This is a genomic window from Neisseria sp. 27098_8_112 (genome assembly GCF_041433235.1).
Classification (GTDB): domain Bacteria; phylum Pseudomonadota; class Gammaproteobacteria; order Burkholderiales; family Neisseriaceae; genus Neisseria.
In genome coordinates this window covers 20,992-35,780 of the sequence record NZ_JAPWBB010000017.1, presented here as the reverse complement: position 1 = coordinate 35,780, position 14,789 = coordinate 20,992, and the positions used below count along the sequence as shown (strand labels likewise).

The window sequence follows — 14,789 nt, the reverse complement described above, 5'->3', positions numbered from 1 at the left end:
TGAGGGATATTGATAAATGGCAAACCAAAAAATCCGTATCCGCCTGAAAGCTTATGATTACAGTCTGATTGACCGTTCCGCACAAGAAATCGTTGAAACTGCCAAACGTACTGGCGCTGTTGTTAAAGGTCCGATTCCTTTGCCAACTAAAATTGAACGTTTCAACATCTTGCGTTCTCCTCACGTGAACAAAACTTCTCGTGAACAATTGGAAATCCGTACCCACTTGCGTCTGATGGACATCGTGGATTGGACTGACAAAACTACCGATGCACTGATGAAACTGGATCTTCCAGCAGGTGTAGATGTAGAAATTAAAGTTCAATAAGAACTGGAAAACCGAACAGCTTGGCTGTTCGGTTTTTTTATTCCACATAAGATAAACTACACTAGTTCGTTAAAGAAATATGCATAATATTTGAAATGCCATCTTAAATTATTTTTAAGATGACATATTGTTGTAAAAAATAGAGTATTCTAGTGATCGAGTTTATTTAATCACCCATCTTATGGTAAACAAATTCTTAGATTCAGATTTAAATGTCGTCTGGAGTTGTAAATTTCGGATAAGTAAGTCATGCTTCTCATCGATTTCGTCTTCTTTATCATCTATAGTATTTCTTAAATGGCGTTTTTGTTGTTCTAACTTACGGATTTGGTTTTCATATTGTGCTAATTCAGCAGTATTTTGAGCTAAATTACGTTCTCGTTTGATAGCCTTGATTTTTGTTTTTATTTCTTCTAATTCATTTCCCAATATGGCTTTTTGATCCTCAGCCCAACGGTCAAATTGTAAAACACAATCATAATAGTGGCGGTTGTTTTGCTCTTGGTAGTGGACAAAGAAGCTGCCGCGACGTAGTTCTGCACTTTGGGTAATGTCGGACGGGATGGCTTGGGCTCGGTCAGTTTGTTTCGTACCAAGCAGTAGGAGTTTTTGGCAAAAATCTTCGTCCAGCCATTCACCATCATCGGTGCGGGCGGTGAATAGCAGGGTTTCGAAGGTGTCGGCTTGGGAAAAAATTTTGAGTTTTTCCACCGAAAGCCAGCCGCTTTTGCCTTGGTTCTGAGCCAGTATGCTGATTTTCCCACCTTTAAAACCTATGTAGTCAAATGTGATTTCGTCAACTGGTGTGTCGGCGTTTCGGCATTGTGCGATGCACCATTGCCCCAAGTCGGTATTCGGGCGGTGCAGAGCGGCGGTTTCGTCATCGTCTTTGAGCAGGCGGTATGCCCCCAAATGCAAATGTGGCTCGGGGGCGGTTTTCAGGTCGAAGCGGTAGCTTTGCGGATTGAAGTCGGCGTAGTTGTTTAAGGCGAAGCGGCTGGCCAGCCAAAACCAGCGTTGAAAATCGTCCAGACGCTCGCGGGTTTGCTGCAAACGGGTTTTGAATCGGTCGTGCACGTCGGTATCGAAATATTCCAACAGCCGCTCTTCCGCCAGCTTCCGCGTTTCGGCGATTTGGCTTTCCAGTTCCTGTTGCAGCCGGTCGAAGGCTGTCTGAATCGCTTCGGGCGTGCGGCAGGTGTCGTAGATTTCCAATATTCTCTTTTCAAAATCCAGGCCGTCTGAAATCTTGCCCAGTATTTCGTCAGATGCGCCGAATACGCCATCAAACAGTTTGAATTTGTCGGTTAAAAGTTCCAACACGCGGCGGTCGGCATCGTTGCGGGTATTCAAAAAATTAATCACCACGACATCCGATTTTTGTCCGTAGCGGTGGCAGCGGCCGATACGCTGCTCGATTCGCTGCGGATTCCACGGCAAATCGTAGTTGATGAGCAGCGAACAAAATTGCAGGTTTACGCCTTCGGCGGCGGATTCGGTGGCAATCATGATTTTTGCCTGATTTTTAAAGGCATCAATCAGCGCGGTACGTTTGTCCACGGCGGGCGAGCCGGTGTGGTGCGGGCTGCCCGCGTTTTTATCCAGCCACGCCTTATAACGCCGTTGGCTATCGGGATGTTTGTTGCTGCCGGAAAACAGTACGATTTGCCCTTCATAACCGTTTTTTTCCAAAAATTCAAACAGGTATTCTTGGGTGCGCACCGATTCGGTAAAAATCACAGCCTTGTCCGCCGCACCTGTTTCCTGCATTTTTTGCAAACCGGTTTCCAAGGCTTGCAGCAGTGCTTGAGCTTTGCTGTCATGTGTTAGGGCACGGGCATGTTTGATGAAGCCGTCCATTTCGGCGATTTCCGCCGCCAGCAGTTTGAAGTCTATGTGTTCTGCATCGCCGTCGTTTTCGTCATCATCAAACGCTTCCCAGTCTTCCAAATCTTCGCCCAAGGCGGCAAGCAGGCTTTCAGATGGCCTTTGAGCCGTTTTTTGCATTGTATCCAGCCTTTGTCGGATAACGCCCAGTGTCCCGGAAAGGGCGGGTGTGGAAGATGCTAAAAGTTTGCGCAGTACCAATCCCGTCAAATGCCTTTGCCGTTTAGGCAGGGCATAGGATTCACCTTTGGCCAAAAAATCGGAAACCGCTATGTAAAGCGCGTATTCGTCGTTGTTCAGGCGGTAATTTTGCGTGATGGTGTGGCGGCGGGTGTATCGGATATATTCCAACACATCCTTACGGAGCGTTCGTTTCACATAAGGCGATAAGCGTGTCCGCAATTCGTCCGTATCGCCACGATTAATAAAACACTTTTGAAATTCTTTTTTGCTGCCAAACAAATGTTCGTCCAGAAAAAGCGACAAGCCGTAAAATTCCATCAGTGAGTTTTGCAGCGGGGTAGCGGAAAGCAGTAGTTTTTGACTGCCTGCAAACGCATTTAAAAGCGTTTGCGTCTGCTTATTACCGCTTTTATAGACATTGCGTAATTTGTGCGCCTCGTCAAACACCACTAAATTCCAGCCGGCTGCATTGATTTCAGCGGCACATTTGGCGGCAAACTCATAGGAAACCACCAAAACCTGCCTGCCCGCTTGTGAAGTCAGAAAATCGGTCAGGCTGCGGTTTTGCTGCTTTAAAACTGCTTTGTCCAGCACCAAAGACGGCAACGAAAACTTTTCCTGCAATTCCGCCTGCCATTGCTTTCTCAACGCGGCGGGGCAGACCACTAACAGGCGGCGTTTGCGTTCCGCCCAAAGTTGGCACAACACCAAACCCGCTTCTATGGTTTTGCCCAAACCCACTTCGTCCGCCAGCAACACGCCTTCGCGCAAAGGGTTTTCCAAAGCAAACAATGCGGCATCGATTTGGTGCGGCTGCAAATCTACCTGTGCTTCAAACAAAGCCTGCGACAGCCGCTCGTCGCCGCTTTTTTGGCATAAAAGCTGGTGCGCGTAATATTTGGCCTGATGCGGTGTGATGTTCATGCCTTATTCCCGTTTAAAATCATGTCGAACATGGTTTGCAGATAATTTTCGTCTTCCATAAACAGGATATGTTTTTCGCGGAACTCGTCTTCGGTTTTGTCGAATATGGCTGCCGCGCCGTCGTCCAGCAAGCCCTTATACGGTGTAACGGACAAAATAAAGCTGTTCAACGTCAAATCTTGCAGATTCAAAGACTGTTCCAGCTTTTTCACTTCATCCGCCAAACCGAATTTCGGATGTTCCCACGTTATGTGGCGTATGCCTTTGGGGTCGATGAAGGTCAGCCACTGCCTGCCGCTTTCTCTGTCCGCCAGCCACAACAAAAAATCGGGATAGAAATTGCCCGCCAGCGCAAAACCCAAGCCCTTGGCTTTGTTTGCCGCGTTTCGCAGGAGATACAAATCCTTGTCCCCCGTCCATTCTTTCAGACGGCCTTTTTCCCCCGCCGCCTTTTGCAAATCCTTCACAAACTGAATTTCGCTCTCTTCATTCATGGACAGCGGCTTCATGGTAAAGGGCAAAGCCTCTTTGTTTTCCAACACCATAATCGGGTAAAACAGATGCGGGTTAAAGCAGATGGCTTCCACATTCGGCGCAGTCCAGCCCACCATCTCTGCCAATTTGCCCGATTCCACACGGCGTTTCAAATCGTTCAATTTGGCTTCGTAGCCGCCGCCGTCTCCTGTTTTGTTGATGGAGAACAGATAGCTGTCGAGCATGGAACCGTTTTTTTCGTCCACGATTTTCTCACGGTAAAACTGCCCTTCGTAGGCGGCTTTGAGCGACTTGTAAAACGCATCGGCATAGTCCAGCAGCAATTCGACCAAAAGACCTTCCTGTTTTTTCACGTCAGCAAAGGATTGCACTGCCAATTCGGATGACGGGATATAGAGTTTGTACCAGCCTGTTGTTTCGGCAAAAGTTTTCAGACGGCCTTTGTCCAAACGAAGATTGTTCCAAGACTGCAAAAGCTTGTGCTGCTGCAATTTCAGGTAAATCCTGTCCCAGTCGAACAGTTCAAACAGATTGCTGTTCAGCGCAGCCGTCTGTTTCTGCCTGTCTTTGGATTGGGCAATCTGATTACCCTTGCTGGCAAGTGCCTGAATGCGCGGATAACAGTCCAACACGGCAAAAGGCGGCTTGATTTTGCCCTGCCATTGTTTGGGAATGTCGAACAAATCCACATTCATGCTGCGCTTGAAACTTTTTTGGCGGTTGCCCTTGTATTCGTCATCCAAAGCCAAAGTCCGCAATTTCACGCCCTGCGGCAGATTGGGCTGAACTTTAAAGTCCAGCGTGATGATGTCTTCGGTATCCACGCCTTCTTCCGCCAGATATTCGCGGAATTTTTCCATATAGTCGGCGTTGATGCCGAAAATATTGAGCGTTTCCAACTTTTCCAGATGCACGCCGTGCGGACGCTCGCCCAGCAGGCTGCGCTTGAGAGAATAGCCCTGTCCCTTGAGGCGCACGCCGCGACCGAAAAGCTGGATAATCTGGCTGCCTTCTCTTGTGCCCATGTTCAAAAGCCCCATGGTGGAAACGCGCCAGCTCGACCAGCCTTCGGTAAATTTTTTCGATCCGATCAAGAAATTGATATTGCCCGAAGGCGTATTGATCGTATCAAACAGGCTACCTGAAAATTCATCGCCCAAAGTATCGAATTCATCGCGATAGTTTTCGCCCGATTTGGCAAAATCCGCCGCATTGCCGATATTGATGACGCCGAACGCGGGGAAACCGCCGACCGACAGCGACAATTCACCCTCCGCCTTTTTAAGCTGCTTGAGCTGTAGGCGTCCGCCGCTTTCGGCATTGAACACCAAACGTAGAATATCGTCGTACAAAGCCGCCGAATTGCCGGCAAAATCCATCAAGGGCGCGAAACGGCGCAGGAAGATATTGTTGTCTTTATCGTCCAAAAGCCTTGCCTTGTCCGCCACCAAATCCGCCAGATAGCCTTCCACTTTTTCCCGTTCGTTCAGGAAAAACGCCAAAAACGACAACACATGGAACACGTCCGATTTTTCCGTTTTCTGTTCGGCGGTTTCGCTGCTACCCGTTTTGTCGGCCACGCTTTTCCCGACAAAAATCATCAAAGGCTTTTCGATATTCCAAACGTGCAGGCTGCTTTCGTGTTTCCGGTACAGATACATCTGCTGGTAAAACGACAGCAGGCAGGCGGTGAAATACAGCTTTTCGTGTTCGGCGAAATACGCACCTTTTTTCAGGTTCAGAATCAGGCTTTCCTTGCCGTAGCCGTCGGCGTAGAAATATTTGTAGGAATAGTCGAACAAGATGGATTTGGCGTATTTTTCGCGCAGGGCATTCTTTTTGCCCGCCACCGCCTGCCCCAAAGTGGCCGAATACTCAAAGGAAAAGCCACCTTTGGTTAAGGCTTCGCGCCGTTTCAGCCATGCGCCGTCGGTTGCACTCGAGCCACTGTGTCCCTCATCCACCAAAACCAGATTACTGCCCGCAAAGGCTTCTACCGCCACGGTTTTTTCACCCGATTTGTCGCCCAGCTTGTTGATATCGATGACTTCCACTTTGATGCCCAAACTGTTGGCATCAAAATCCAAAGAAGGCTGGTGTAACGTACTGTTTTTATCGAACAGGGCCGCGCCGAACCCCGACAAAGCCAAATCTGCGACGTGTTGCCTGCTCAAGCCTTCTCGCGGGGTCAAGACGACAATTTTGTCCGGTTTTTTGTCCGCATATTCCCAATACTGCAGAATATTGATATGCATTAACAGCGTTTTGCCGCTGCCCGTAGCGTTCCAAAAGGCGGTCATAGTCAAATCTTCCGCCTGATAGGGCGCGAACTTTTCCGCCGCCTTACCCGTTTCATTTTGATATTGTTCAAGCTGTTTGTTCAACGCCTCCAGCAGCGCATCGCGGCGGTTGAAATACCAATCCAGATAAATCTCGGTAAAAATCAGCGACAGATATTGGAAATATTTCAGCTTCAATTCCTGATGGTAGATTTTATTGCGCTTTTGCGTGATTTGCCGCCAATGGCGCAACACGTTCAAATCGTAGCGGCGCAAATCGTTTTCCGACAAGGCGGAGCCTTCGCCGAAAAACAAAACGCCCGTCAATTGGTGGAAGAAGCCGCTTTGTTCATCTTTGGCTTCGCCCTCGTATTCATCGCCGCCCATCTGCGCCTTGAGTGTTGCCAAATCTTTTTTGTGGAACAGCGAGAGCAGCCAGCGGTTTAAAATCAGATGGTCGTGGAAAGTTGGTTTTTTCGCCATTATTGCGCCTCCCCAAACATCAACGCCATAAACTCGCTTTCAAGCTGGCGGATTTTCAGACAGCCTGTAACACCGTTTTCGTTTTCCCACACCGTGGCGATGTTGTGGTCGCCGTTGATATACACCGTGCCGTATTCCGAATCTTGCGGGTTGATTTTCAGACGGCCTAACAGCGCATCCAAACCTTCGTGTCCTACCTTTTCGCAATCGCGCCAAAGCACCAGCGCGGTTTCGCCGTCCGGCAGCGTACCTTCCACGGCCAGATAGCCGTCTTTTTCAATGCGGTCTTTGACGGCATGGACGCGCAGGCCCAGCAGGTAATTAAACGTTTCCACCAAGTCGATGTCCATCCGTTCCGTTGCGCCTGCCGAATTCGTGGCGATGTCCATCTGATAATTGAAAGGCCGTCTGAAAACATTGGTATTGAGCAGCGAATCGCGGCTTTGGTCGTTCAGCATATAGCGCAAGAGATAATCTTCCTTCACGCCGTCATTCAACTGATTGAACAAATCGCCGTTGTCTTTTAACACCAGGTTGTTCAGCGTGTCTTCGTAGCTTTCCAGCTTTAAGACTTTGACGATTTGCGGCACGCCGTGCAGGCTGCTTTCTTTATCGGCTTGTGGCTTGCCGTCTTTCCAGTTTTCGGCATAAACCACTTTTTGCACACGCAGTTTGAGCACAGTGTCGAAATATTCGCCCTGTTCCACTAGGATGTATTTGCGCCTGCCGCCGTCTTCGCGGTTCAGGTTGATGACGGCATGGGCGGTCGTGCCGCTGCCGGCGAAGTAGTCGAGGATTAGGCTATCTTTTAAGTTTGAACATGCCCTAATTACATCTTCGACTAAGCCTTTGGCTTTTGGAAAATCAAAATCTTTATTTGAAAATAAAGCCTTTAATTCTGATGCACCATAATTTGCTGAAGCATATTCCCCTTTTTCCCACCATGTGGTGGGCATAGCTTCTGCGTCCATTCTAGTTTTAAAATCAATTGAAATTTCATTTCCATTCCTTCTTACACGATATTCACTTAGTTCATCTTGAACCCTTTTATGTCCACGCTGCCAGTTTTTTTCAATTGCTGTTCCATCTTGATATTTAATTGGAAAAATGAGTTTTTCAGTTGGCTTTATTTCATTTAAAACGATGTACTCTTGCTTACTTTCAGACCATTCCAAATCAGGAATTTTGATAGTATCTTGTTCAGTTACTATGATTGGATAGAAAAGTTTTGGTCGATCTGTCCTTAAATCATTATTTCCCGCACGAATAAAATTCATCCATGAATATCTGCCTTGTTCATCTTCTAATGGGTATCTTGCTGCTTTACTGGCATTAAAACCAATTGAATACGGGATAGTGCTTTCAGAGACTCCATAAAATAAAGCATATTCATGGACAGGTGAAAATTTACCTTTTGTTTTTCTACTTTGTGGATTTACTTTAACGACAGCGTTACCTATTTCTTTGGGAAAAATTCTTTTCATAATTAATTTGAGATATGGCATTTCTTCGTCGTCAATAGCTATGCTAAGTAATGAATTTTCTGCCATCAAATTTTTGGATAGATGTACACGATTCTCCATCAAGGTAAGCCATGATGAATTCTTGTAGCTATTTTTATAAATTATTGCAGAAGCATCCGTGTTATACGGCGGATCAATATAAATACATTTCACCTGTCCGCGATAACGCGCCTGCAACAGGTTTAGGGCTTGGAAATTGTCGGAATGGATGAGCAGGCCGTCTGTGGCTTCATCTAAATCATGGTCGTTGGAGAGGGCGGCAAGGAGCGCGGTTTGAAAGGAGGCAGGGAAAAGGGACGTATCAACCGTCAGATAAGGGTTTGATTCGGCAAAGGAATCCGGATTTCCATCGGGGGGGGGGTAAATCATTGATTGCAAAAAGATTTTTCCATGCTTCGCGCTGTTTGGCATTGGCAAACATAGTTTTTAGCATATCGGCGGGAATATGGTTCAGCGTGATGAGCCAGTGGCTTTTGGCAACGAATTTCTTTTTCAGCCACAGCTTTTTCTGAAAATCTTCCAGTTGGGCGAGAAAATCGATGATTTCTCGGGCGATGGCGCGCAGTGTTTGGATTTGGTGCAGACTGCCCTCGATGTTGGCGAAGGTGGGCGCATCTTGGATGTTGTCCAAGTCCATCACTTCGTTTTTGATGTAAAAATCCAATTCACGGCGCAAAAAGCCGCCCAAGTCTTTGTGGATGAAATAATCGGCGGTGTTTTTGGCGGTATAGTCGGCAAGGTGCTTTTCCAACAGCGTGCGGTTTGATTTGTTCTCAGTCGGTGCAGGCTGCCAAACGGCTTGCCAATCTTCGCTGATTAGGGCTTTGAGTGCGGCGATAGTGTTGTTGTTTTCGTCTTTCTGTTTGTGTTTTTCAGGGACAATGATGTATTCGAAGCAGATTTCCAGTGTTTTGCCGCCCGAAGTGTCTGAAATTTCGCGGACGGGATAAACCGCTTCTTCGTAAATGTCGCCGTTGTCGTCTTCTTTTTCAATCACGCGCTCTTGTGCCAGCACAAATACGCGGGCGGCATTGTTGTCTTTGCGGTTGTCTTTGGCGGTGTCGGCTGCGGTCAGGCGGAAAAATACTTCGTGGCCGTCTGAAAGTTTGAAGCGGTAGTTGCTGAAGTTCTCGCCCGATTTGGTGTAATACTGGTCTTTGTTCGCCCAGTGCAGCAGCACTTCTTCGCCGCTGTACGGCACGGCGTAGGTGTCGCCCTTGTAGCGGCGTTGGCTGATGAAGTCGCCTTCTTCGTAGTAGCGCGAAAAGAAGGTGAGCAAATGGTTGTAAACCGCCGCTTCACCCGTCGCCCCGCTTTTTTGCGCGACGGCGATTTTACCTTTTAATTCTTTGACTTTGGGCAGGTCGGCAGGGTTTGCGCCCAAGTCTGCGGCGGCTTTTTCGGCTTCAGCCAGCTCTTTCAGCCAACTATTAATTTGTGTTTGGCTAGATGTGGAAAATGCGGCTTGTATTTTTGCAGGGAGCCTATTTTGCAGATAATCACCAATTTCTTTCGAACGGCTATTTAAAATTCGGTAAATGCCGAAATCAAGATCAGCACGATCGATTTGGAAGATTTCTTTTAATTTTGCAATTAGATCGGTTTGGTAAGACATAATACACTCCGCAATAATTGAGATGAATCATTCATTCTAATAAAATAAACAAAAATTTACAATTAAAAGGCTAATTGAAGGATAAGGATTAAATTCCATTTAAACAAAATGGAATTTCCAGGCAATAACTCAAATTTTTTGTTGATATTTCTTTGAGTTGTCAATTATAATGGCGGACTTGGTACATCCGTGCCAAGTTTAACTTTGTCTGAAAGGCAGGCCAATCGTAGCCCGCCCCTTTACTTAAAAAGGAAAATAATCATGACTTTAGGTCTGGTTGGACGCAAAGTTGGCATGACTCGCGTGTTCGACGAACAGGGTGTTTCTGTTCCGGTAACTGTTTTGGATATGTCTGCCAACCGCGTTACACAAGTGAAATCCAAAGATACTGACGGCTACACTGCTGTACAAGTTACCTTTGGTCAGAAAAAAGCTAATCGTGTCAACAAAACTGAAGCCGGTCACTTTGCTAAAGCAGGTGTTGAAGCTGGTCGCGGTTTGGTTGAATTTGCTTTGACTGAAGAAAAACTGGCTGAATTGAAAGCCGGTGATGAAATTACCGTTTCTATGTTTGAAGTTGGTCAATTGGTAGATGTAACCGGTACCTCTAAAGGTAAAGGTTTCTCTGGTACGATCAAACGTCATAACTTCGGTGCCCAACGTACTTCCCACGGTAACTCCCGTTCTCACCGTGTTCCTGGTTCTATCGGTATGGCACAAGACCCTGGTCGCGTGTTCCCTGGTAAACGCATGGCAGGTCAATACGGTAACACTAAAGCAACTGTTCAAAAATTGGAAGTTGTACGTGTTGATGCTGAACGCCAACTCTTGTTGGTTAAAGGTGCTGTTCCGGGTTCGGTTAACAGCGACGTCGTGGTTCGTCCTAGCGTGAAAGTAGGTGCGTAATGGAATTGAAAGTAATTGACGCTAAAGGACAAGTATCTGGCAGCTTGGCTGTTTCTGATGCTTTGTTTGCTCGTGAATACAATGAAGCTCTGGTTCACCAACTGGTTACTGCTTACTTGGCAAATGCCCGTTCTGGTAATCGTGCTCAAAAAACTCGTGCCGAAGTAAACCACTCTACTAAAAAACCATGGCGCCAAAAAGGTACCGGTCGTGCTCGTTCCGGTATGACTTCTTCTCCGCTGTGGCGTAAAGGTGGTCGTGCATTCCCAAACAAACCTGATGAAAACTTCACTCAAAAAGTGAACCGTAAAATGTACCGTGCTGGTATGGCGACTATTTTGTCCCAATTGGCTCGTGATGAACGTTTGTTTGCAATCGAAGCATTGACTGCTGAAACTCCTAAAACTAAAGTTTTTGCTGAACAAGTGAAAAATTTGGGTTTGGAGCAAGTTCTGTTTGTAACTAAACAGCTCGACGAGAATGTTTACTTGGCTTCACGCAACTTGCCTAACGTATTGGTTTTGGAAGCTCAACAAGTTGATCCTTACAGCTTGCTGCGTTACAAAAAAGTCGTTATCACTAAAGATGCAGTTGCACAATTAGAGGAGCAATGGGTATGAATCAACAACGTTTGACTCAAGTAATCTTGGCACCTATCGTTTCTGAAAAAAGCAACGTATTGGCTGAAAAACGTAACCAAATGACGTTTAAAGTTTTGGCGAATGCAACCAAACCTGAAATTAAAGCGGCTGTTGAGCTGCTGTTCGGCGTTCAAGTTGCAGACGTTACTACTGTTACCATTAAAGGTAAAGTTAAACGTTTTGGTCGCACTTTAGGTCGTCGCAGCGATGTTAAAAAAGCTTATGTAAGCCTGGCTGCCGGTCAAGAGTTAGATTTGGAAGCCGCTGCTGCAGCTGCAGATAAGGAATAAACAAAATGGCAATCGTTAAAATGAAGCCGACCTCTGCAGGCCGTCGCGGCATGGTTCGCGTGGTAACAGAAGGTTTGCACAAAGGTGCACCTTATGCACCTCTGCTGGAAAAGAAAAATTCTACTGCCGGTCGTAACAACAATGGTCATATCACTACCCGTCATAAAGGTGGTGGTCATAAACATCATTACCGCGTTGTAGATTTTAAACGTAACAAAGATGGTATCCCTGCAAAAGTAGAGCGTATCGAATATGACCCTAACCGTACTGCATTTATTGCACTGTTGTGCTATGCAGATGGTGAGCGTCGCTACATCATTGCTCCTCGTGGTATTCAAGCCGGTGCAGTATTGGTTTCCGGTGCTGAAGCTGCAATCAAAGTAGGTAACACTCTGCCGATCCGCAATATTCCTGTTGGTACAACTATTCACTGTATCGAAATGAAACCAGGTAAAGGTGCACAAATTGCACGTTCTGCTGGTGCTTCTGCGGTATTGCTTGCAAAAGAAGGTGCTTATGCACAAGTTCGTTTGCGTTCTGGTGAAGTGCGCAAAATTAGCGTAAATTGCCGTGCAACTATCGGTGAAGTTGGTAACGAAGAACAAAGCCTGAAAAAAATCGGTAAAGCTGGTGCTAACCGCTGGCGTGGTATTCGTCCGACCGTTCGTGGTGTTGTAATGAACCCTGTTGATCACCCACATGGTGGTGGTGAAGGCCGTACTGGTGAGGCTCGCGAACCGGTTAGCCCATGGGGTACTCCTGCTAAGGGCTACCGCACTCGTAATAACAAACGCACGGATAACATGATTGTTCGTCGTCGTTACTCAAATAAAGGTTAATTAGTATGGCTCGTTCATTAAAAAAAGGCCCATATGTAGACCTGCATTTGCTGAAAAAAGTAGATGCTGCTCGTGCAAGCAACGACAAACGCCCAATTAAAACTTGGTCACGTCGTTCTACCATTTTGCCTGATTTCATCGGTCTGACTATCGCTGTTCACAACGGTCGCACTCACGTGCCTGTATTCATCAGCGATAATATGGTTGGTCATAAATTAGGTGAGTTCTCATTGACCCGTACCTTTAAAGGCCACTTGGCTGATAAAAAGGCTAAAAAGAAATAAGGTGAATCATGAGAGTAAGTGCACAACATAAAAACGCCCGTATTTCAGCTCAAAAAGCTCGTTTGGTAGCTGATTTGATTCGTGGTAAAGACGTTGCCCAAGCTTTGAATATCTTGGCATTCAGCCCTAAAAAAGGTGCTGAGCTGATTAAAAAAGTGTTGGAATCAGCAATCGCCAATGCCGAGCACAACAATGGTGCTGATATTGACGAACTGAAAGTGGTAACTATCTTTGTTGACAAAGGCCCAAGCTTGAAACGTTTCCAAGCTCGTGCCAAAGGTCGCGGTAACCGCATCGAGAAACAAACTTGTCATATTAACGTGACAGTGGGCAACTAAGGAAAAGCTATGGGACAAAAGATTAACCCTACAGGCTTTCGCCTGGCGGTAACTAAAGACTGGGCTTCAAAATGGTTTGCTAAAAGCACCGACTTTTCTACTGTTTTGAAACAAGATATTGATGTTCGTAACTACTTGCGTAAAAAACTGGCTAATGCTTCAGTTGGTCGCGTAGTGATCGAGCGTCCTGCTAAATCTGCACGTATTACCATTCACTCTGCTCGTCCAGGTGTAGTTATTGGTAAAAAAGGCGAGGATATCGAAATCTTGAAACGTGACTTGCAAGCTCTGATGGGTGTGCCTGTTCATGTAAATATTGAAGAGATTCGTCGTCCTGAATTGGATGCGCAAATCATTGCTGATGGTATTGCCCAGCAGCTTGAAAAACGTGTTCAATTCCGTCGCGCTATGAAACGTGCAATGCAAAATGCAATGCGTTCTGGTGCTAAAGGCATCAAGATCATGACTTCAGGCCGTCTGAATGGTGCTGATATTGCTCGTAGCGAATGGTACCGTGAAGGTCGTGTACCTTTGCATACTTTGCGTGCGAACGTAGATTATGCAACTAGCGAAGCACACACTACTTATGGTGTACTGGGTCTGAAAGTTTGGGTTTATACAGAAGGTAATATTAAATCTTCTAAACCTGAGCATGAGAAGAAACAAAGAAAGGCAGGTGGACGTAATGCTGCAGCCAACTAGACTGAAATATCGCAAGCAACAAAAAGGCCGTAACACCGGTATTGCTACTCGCGGTAACAAAGTAAGTTTCGGTGAGTTCGGTTTGAAAGCCGTAGGCCGTGGTCGTTTGACTGCCCGCCAAATCGAAGCTGCTCGTCGTACTATGACTCGTCATATTAAACGTGGCGGTCGTATTTGGATTCGTGTATTCCCTGATAAACCAATTACTGAGAAACCTATCCAAGTTCGTATGGGTGGCGGTAAAGGTAATGTGGAATATTACATTGCTGAAGTTAAACCAGGCAAAGTATTGTACGAAATGGACGGTGTTCCTGAGTCTTTGGCTCGTGAAGCATTTGAATTGGCCGCTGCCAAATTGCCTATTCCTACAACCTTTGTAGTAAGACAGGTGGGTCAATAATGAAAGCAAATGAATTGAAAGACAAATCTATTGAGCAATTAAACTCTGATTTGTTGGACTTGTTGAAAGCTCAGTTTGGCTTACGCATGCAAAATGCAACCGGTCAGTTGGGTAAATCTAGCGAGTTGAAACGTGTACGTCGCGATATTGCTCGTATTAAAACCATTTTAACTGAAAAAGGTGCTAAGTAATGAGCGAAGCTAAAAATGTTCGTACTTTGCAAGGCAAAGTGGTAAGCGACAAAATGGACAAAACTGTTACAGTATTGGTTGAGCGTAAAGTTAAACATCCTCTGTACGGTAAAATTATTCGTTTATCAACTAAAATCCATGCTCATGATGAAAACAATCAATATGGCATTGGTGATGTAGTGGTAATCGAGGAATCTCGTCCTTTGTCAAAAACCAAGTCTTGGGTTGTAAAAGAATTGGTTGAGAAAGCACGTACTGTTTGATTTAAAACACAGTAATGTAGCTTAATAAGAAACGAAGTCTTGCAGCAAAGTTAATTTGCGTGTAAACTTCGTTTCTTATCTTCCAGCTTCTTATGGAAGTTTCTCTCCCTTCGGGATCCAAGACTGGTTTACTAGAACCGTGATGGTTTCATTTAATAAGCAGCTTAAAGTAAGGTGCGAGTTATATGAAAGTGGTAAATTAAGTTGGTTAATTTAAA

At 45.9% G+C, this 14,789-nt stretch carries 15 protein-coding genes; 11 read left to right on the top strand and 4 right to left on the bottom strand.

From position 1 onward, the window contains the following. Window positions 1-16 precede the first annotated feature (16 nt). The gene (gene rpsJ / locus O3682_RS10325) at window positions 17-328 is read left to right on the top strand and encodes a 30S ribosomal protein S10 (RefSeq protein ID WP_002642322.1); all 312 of its coding nucleotides are present in this window, start codon (window positions 17-19) and stop codon (window positions 326-328) included. A 162-nt stretch (window positions 329-490) separates the two neighbouring features. Here the strand turns inward: rpsJ and O3682_RS10320 are convergent, their stop codons facing one another. The 4 genes from O3682_RS10320 to O3682_RS10305 are packed head-to-tail and all read right to left on the bottom strand — an operon-like array spanning window position 491 to window position 9,717. Next, window positions 491-3,322, bottom strand: a complete 2,832-nt coding sequence (locus O3682_RS10320) for an SNF2-related protein (RefSeq protein WP_371509958.1) — start codon at window positions 3,320-3,322, stop codon at window positions 491-493. Next, complete coding sequence (locus O3682_RS10315) at window positions 3,319-6,579, bottom strand: DEAD/DEAH box helicase family protein (RefSeq protein WP_371509956.1); 3,261 nt, start codon at window positions 6,577-6,579, stop codon at window positions 3,319-3,321. The genes O3682_RS10320 and O3682_RS10315 overlap by 4 nt, the downstream gene beginning before the upstream one ends. Continuing rightward, window positions 6,579-8,471 carry a site-specific DNA-methyltransferase gene (locus O3682_RS10310; RefSeq protein ID WP_371509960.1) on the bottom strand — a complete coding sequence of 631 codons (1,893 nt, stop codon included), beginning with the start codon at window positions 8,469-8,471 and terminating at the stop codon, window positions 6,579-6,581. The genes O3682_RS10315 and O3682_RS10310 overlap by 1 nt, the downstream gene beginning before the upstream one ends. Further along, a complete protein-coding gene (locus tag O3682_RS10305) occupies window positions 8,404-9,717 on the bottom strand; it encodes a restriction endonuclease subunit M (RefSeq protein WP_371509954.1) in 1,314 nt (437 codons plus the stop codon). The genes O3682_RS10310 and O3682_RS10305 overlap by 68 nt, the downstream gene beginning before the upstream one ends. A gap of 261 nt (window positions 9,718-9,978) precedes the next feature. On the opposite strand from O3682_RS10305, the gene rplC reads away from it, so the two are divergent. Genes rplC through rpsQ form a run of 10 tightly spaced genes read left to right on the top strand, consistent with a single transcriptional unit; the run spans window position 9,979 to window position 14,571 of the window. After that, window positions 9,979-10,623, top strand: coding sequence for a 50S ribosomal protein L3 (gene rplC, locus O3682_RS10300; RefSeq protein ID WP_004464584.1), 645 nt, complete (start codon window positions 9,979-9,981; stop codon window positions 10,621-10,623). Further along, complete coding sequence (gene rplD, locus O3682_RS10295) at window positions 10,623-11,243, top strand: 50S ribosomal protein L4 (protein ID WP_003684798.1); 621 nt, start codon at window positions 10,623-10,625, stop codon at window positions 11,241-11,243. The genes rplC and rplD overlap by 1 nt, the downstream gene beginning before the upstream one ends. Then, on the top strand, window positions 11,240-11,554 hold the full coding sequence (gene rplW / locus O3682_RS10290; protein ID WP_002243944.1) for a 50S ribosomal protein L23: 315 nt from the start codon (window positions 11,240-11,242) through the stop codon (window positions 11,552-11,554). The genes rplD and rplW overlap by 4 nt, the downstream gene beginning before the upstream one ends. A gap of 5 nt (window positions 11,555-11,559) precedes the next feature. Further along, on the top strand, window positions 11,560-12,393 hold the full coding sequence (gene rplB, locus O3682_RS10285; RefSeq protein ID WP_003684813.1) for a 50S ribosomal protein L2: 834 nt from the start codon (window positions 11,560-11,562) through the stop codon (window positions 12,391-12,393). Window positions 12,394-12,398: 5 nt separating this feature from the next. Next, window positions 12,399-12,677 (top strand): 30S ribosomal protein S19, encoded by a 279-nt coding sequence (gene rpsS, locus O3682_RS10280; protein WP_002215422.1) that lies wholly within the window; start codon window positions 12,399-12,401, stop codon window positions 12,675-12,677. A gap of 8 nt (window positions 12,678-12,685) precedes the next feature. After that, window positions 12,686-13,015 carry a 50S ribosomal protein L22 gene (gene rplV, locus O3682_RS10275; RefSeq protein WP_003749277.1) on the top strand — a complete coding sequence of 110 codons (330 nt, stop codon included), beginning with the start codon at window positions 12,686-12,688 and terminating at the stop codon, window positions 13,013-13,015. A gap of 9 nt (window positions 13,016-13,024) precedes the next feature. Further along, a complete protein-coding gene (rpsC, locus tag O3682_RS10270; protein ID WP_003684753.1) occupies window positions 13,025-13,717 on the top strand; it encodes a 30S ribosomal protein S3 in 693 nt (230 codons plus the stop codon). After that, window positions 13,701-14,117, top strand: a complete 417-nt coding sequence (gene rplP, locus O3682_RS10265) for a 50S ribosomal protein L16 (RefSeq protein WP_003684741.1) — start codon at window positions 13,701-13,703, stop codon at window positions 14,115-14,117. The genes rpsC and rplP overlap by 17 nt, the downstream gene beginning before the upstream one ends. Then, window positions 14,117-14,308, top strand: a complete 192-nt coding sequence (gene rpmC / locus O3682_RS10260; protein ID WP_003684705.1) for a 50S ribosomal protein L29 — start codon at window positions 14,117-14,119, stop codon at window positions 14,306-14,308. Before rplP ends, rpmC begins: the two co-directional genes overlap by 1 nt. Then, window positions 14,308-14,571 carry a 30S ribosomal protein S17 gene (rpsQ, locus tag O3682_RS10255; protein WP_003684766.1) on the top strand — a complete coding sequence of 88 codons (264 nt, stop codon included), beginning with the start codon at window positions 14,308-14,310 and terminating at the stop codon, window positions 14,569-14,571. Before rpmC ends, rpsQ begins: the two co-directional genes overlap by 1 nt. Window positions 14,572-14,789: the final 218 nt, after the last annotated feature.

Coding starts and splice junctions, on each gene's coding strand:
- rplV (WP_003749277.1), top strand. CDS start 12,686: ATGAGAGTAAGTGCACAACATAAAAACGCCCGTATTTCAGCTCAAAAA.
- rplB (WP_003684813.1), top strand. CDS start 11,560: ATGGCAATCGTTAAAATGAAGCCGACCTCTGCAGGCCGTCGCGGCATG.
- rpsJ (WP_002642322.1), top strand. CDS start 17: ATGGCAAACCAAAAAATCCGTATCCGCCTGAAAGCTTATGATTACAGT.
- rplW (WP_002243944.1), top strand. CDS start 11,240: ATGAATCAACAACGTTTGACTCAAGTAATCTTGGCACCTATCGTTTCT.
- rpsS (WP_002215422.1), top strand. CDS start 12,399: ATGGCTCGTTCATTAAAAAAAGGCCCATATGTAGACCTGCATTTGCTG.
- rpsC (WP_003684753.1), top strand. CDS start 13,025: ATGGGACAAAAGATTAACCCTACAGGCTTTCGCCTGGCGGTAACTAAA.
- rplC (WP_004464584.1), top strand. CDS start 9,979: ATGACTTTAGGTCTGGTTGGACGCAAAGTTGGCATGACTCGCGTGTTC.
- rplP (WP_003684741.1), top strand. CDS start 13,701: ATGCTGCAGCCAACTAGACTGAAATATCGCAAGCAACAAAAAGGCCGT.
- O3682_RS10320 (WP_371509958.1), bottom strand. CDS start 3,322: ATGAACATCACACCGCATCAGGCCAAATATTACGCGCACCAGCTTTTA.
- O3682_RS10315 (WP_371509956.1), bottom strand. CDS start 6,579: ATGGCGAAAAAACCAACTTTCCACGACCATCTGATTTTAAACCGCTGG.
- rpsQ (WP_003684766.1), top strand. CDS start 14,308: ATGAGCGAAGCTAAAAATGTTCGTACTTTGCAAGGCAAAGTGGTAAGC.
- rplD (WP_003684798.1), top strand. CDS start 10,623: ATGGAATTGAAAGTAATTGACGCTAAAGGACAAGTATCTGGCAGCTTG.
- rpmC (WP_003684705.1), top strand. CDS start 14,117: ATGAAAGCAAATGAATTGAAAGACAAATCTATTGAGCAATTAAACTCT.
- O3682_RS10305 (WP_371509954.1), bottom strand. CDS start 9,717: ATGTCTTACCAAACCGATCTAATTGCAAAATTAAAAGAAATCTTCCAA.
- O3682_RS10310 (WP_371509960.1), bottom strand. CDS start 8,471: ATGATTTACCCCCCCCCCGATGGAAATCCGGATTCCTTTGCCGAATCA.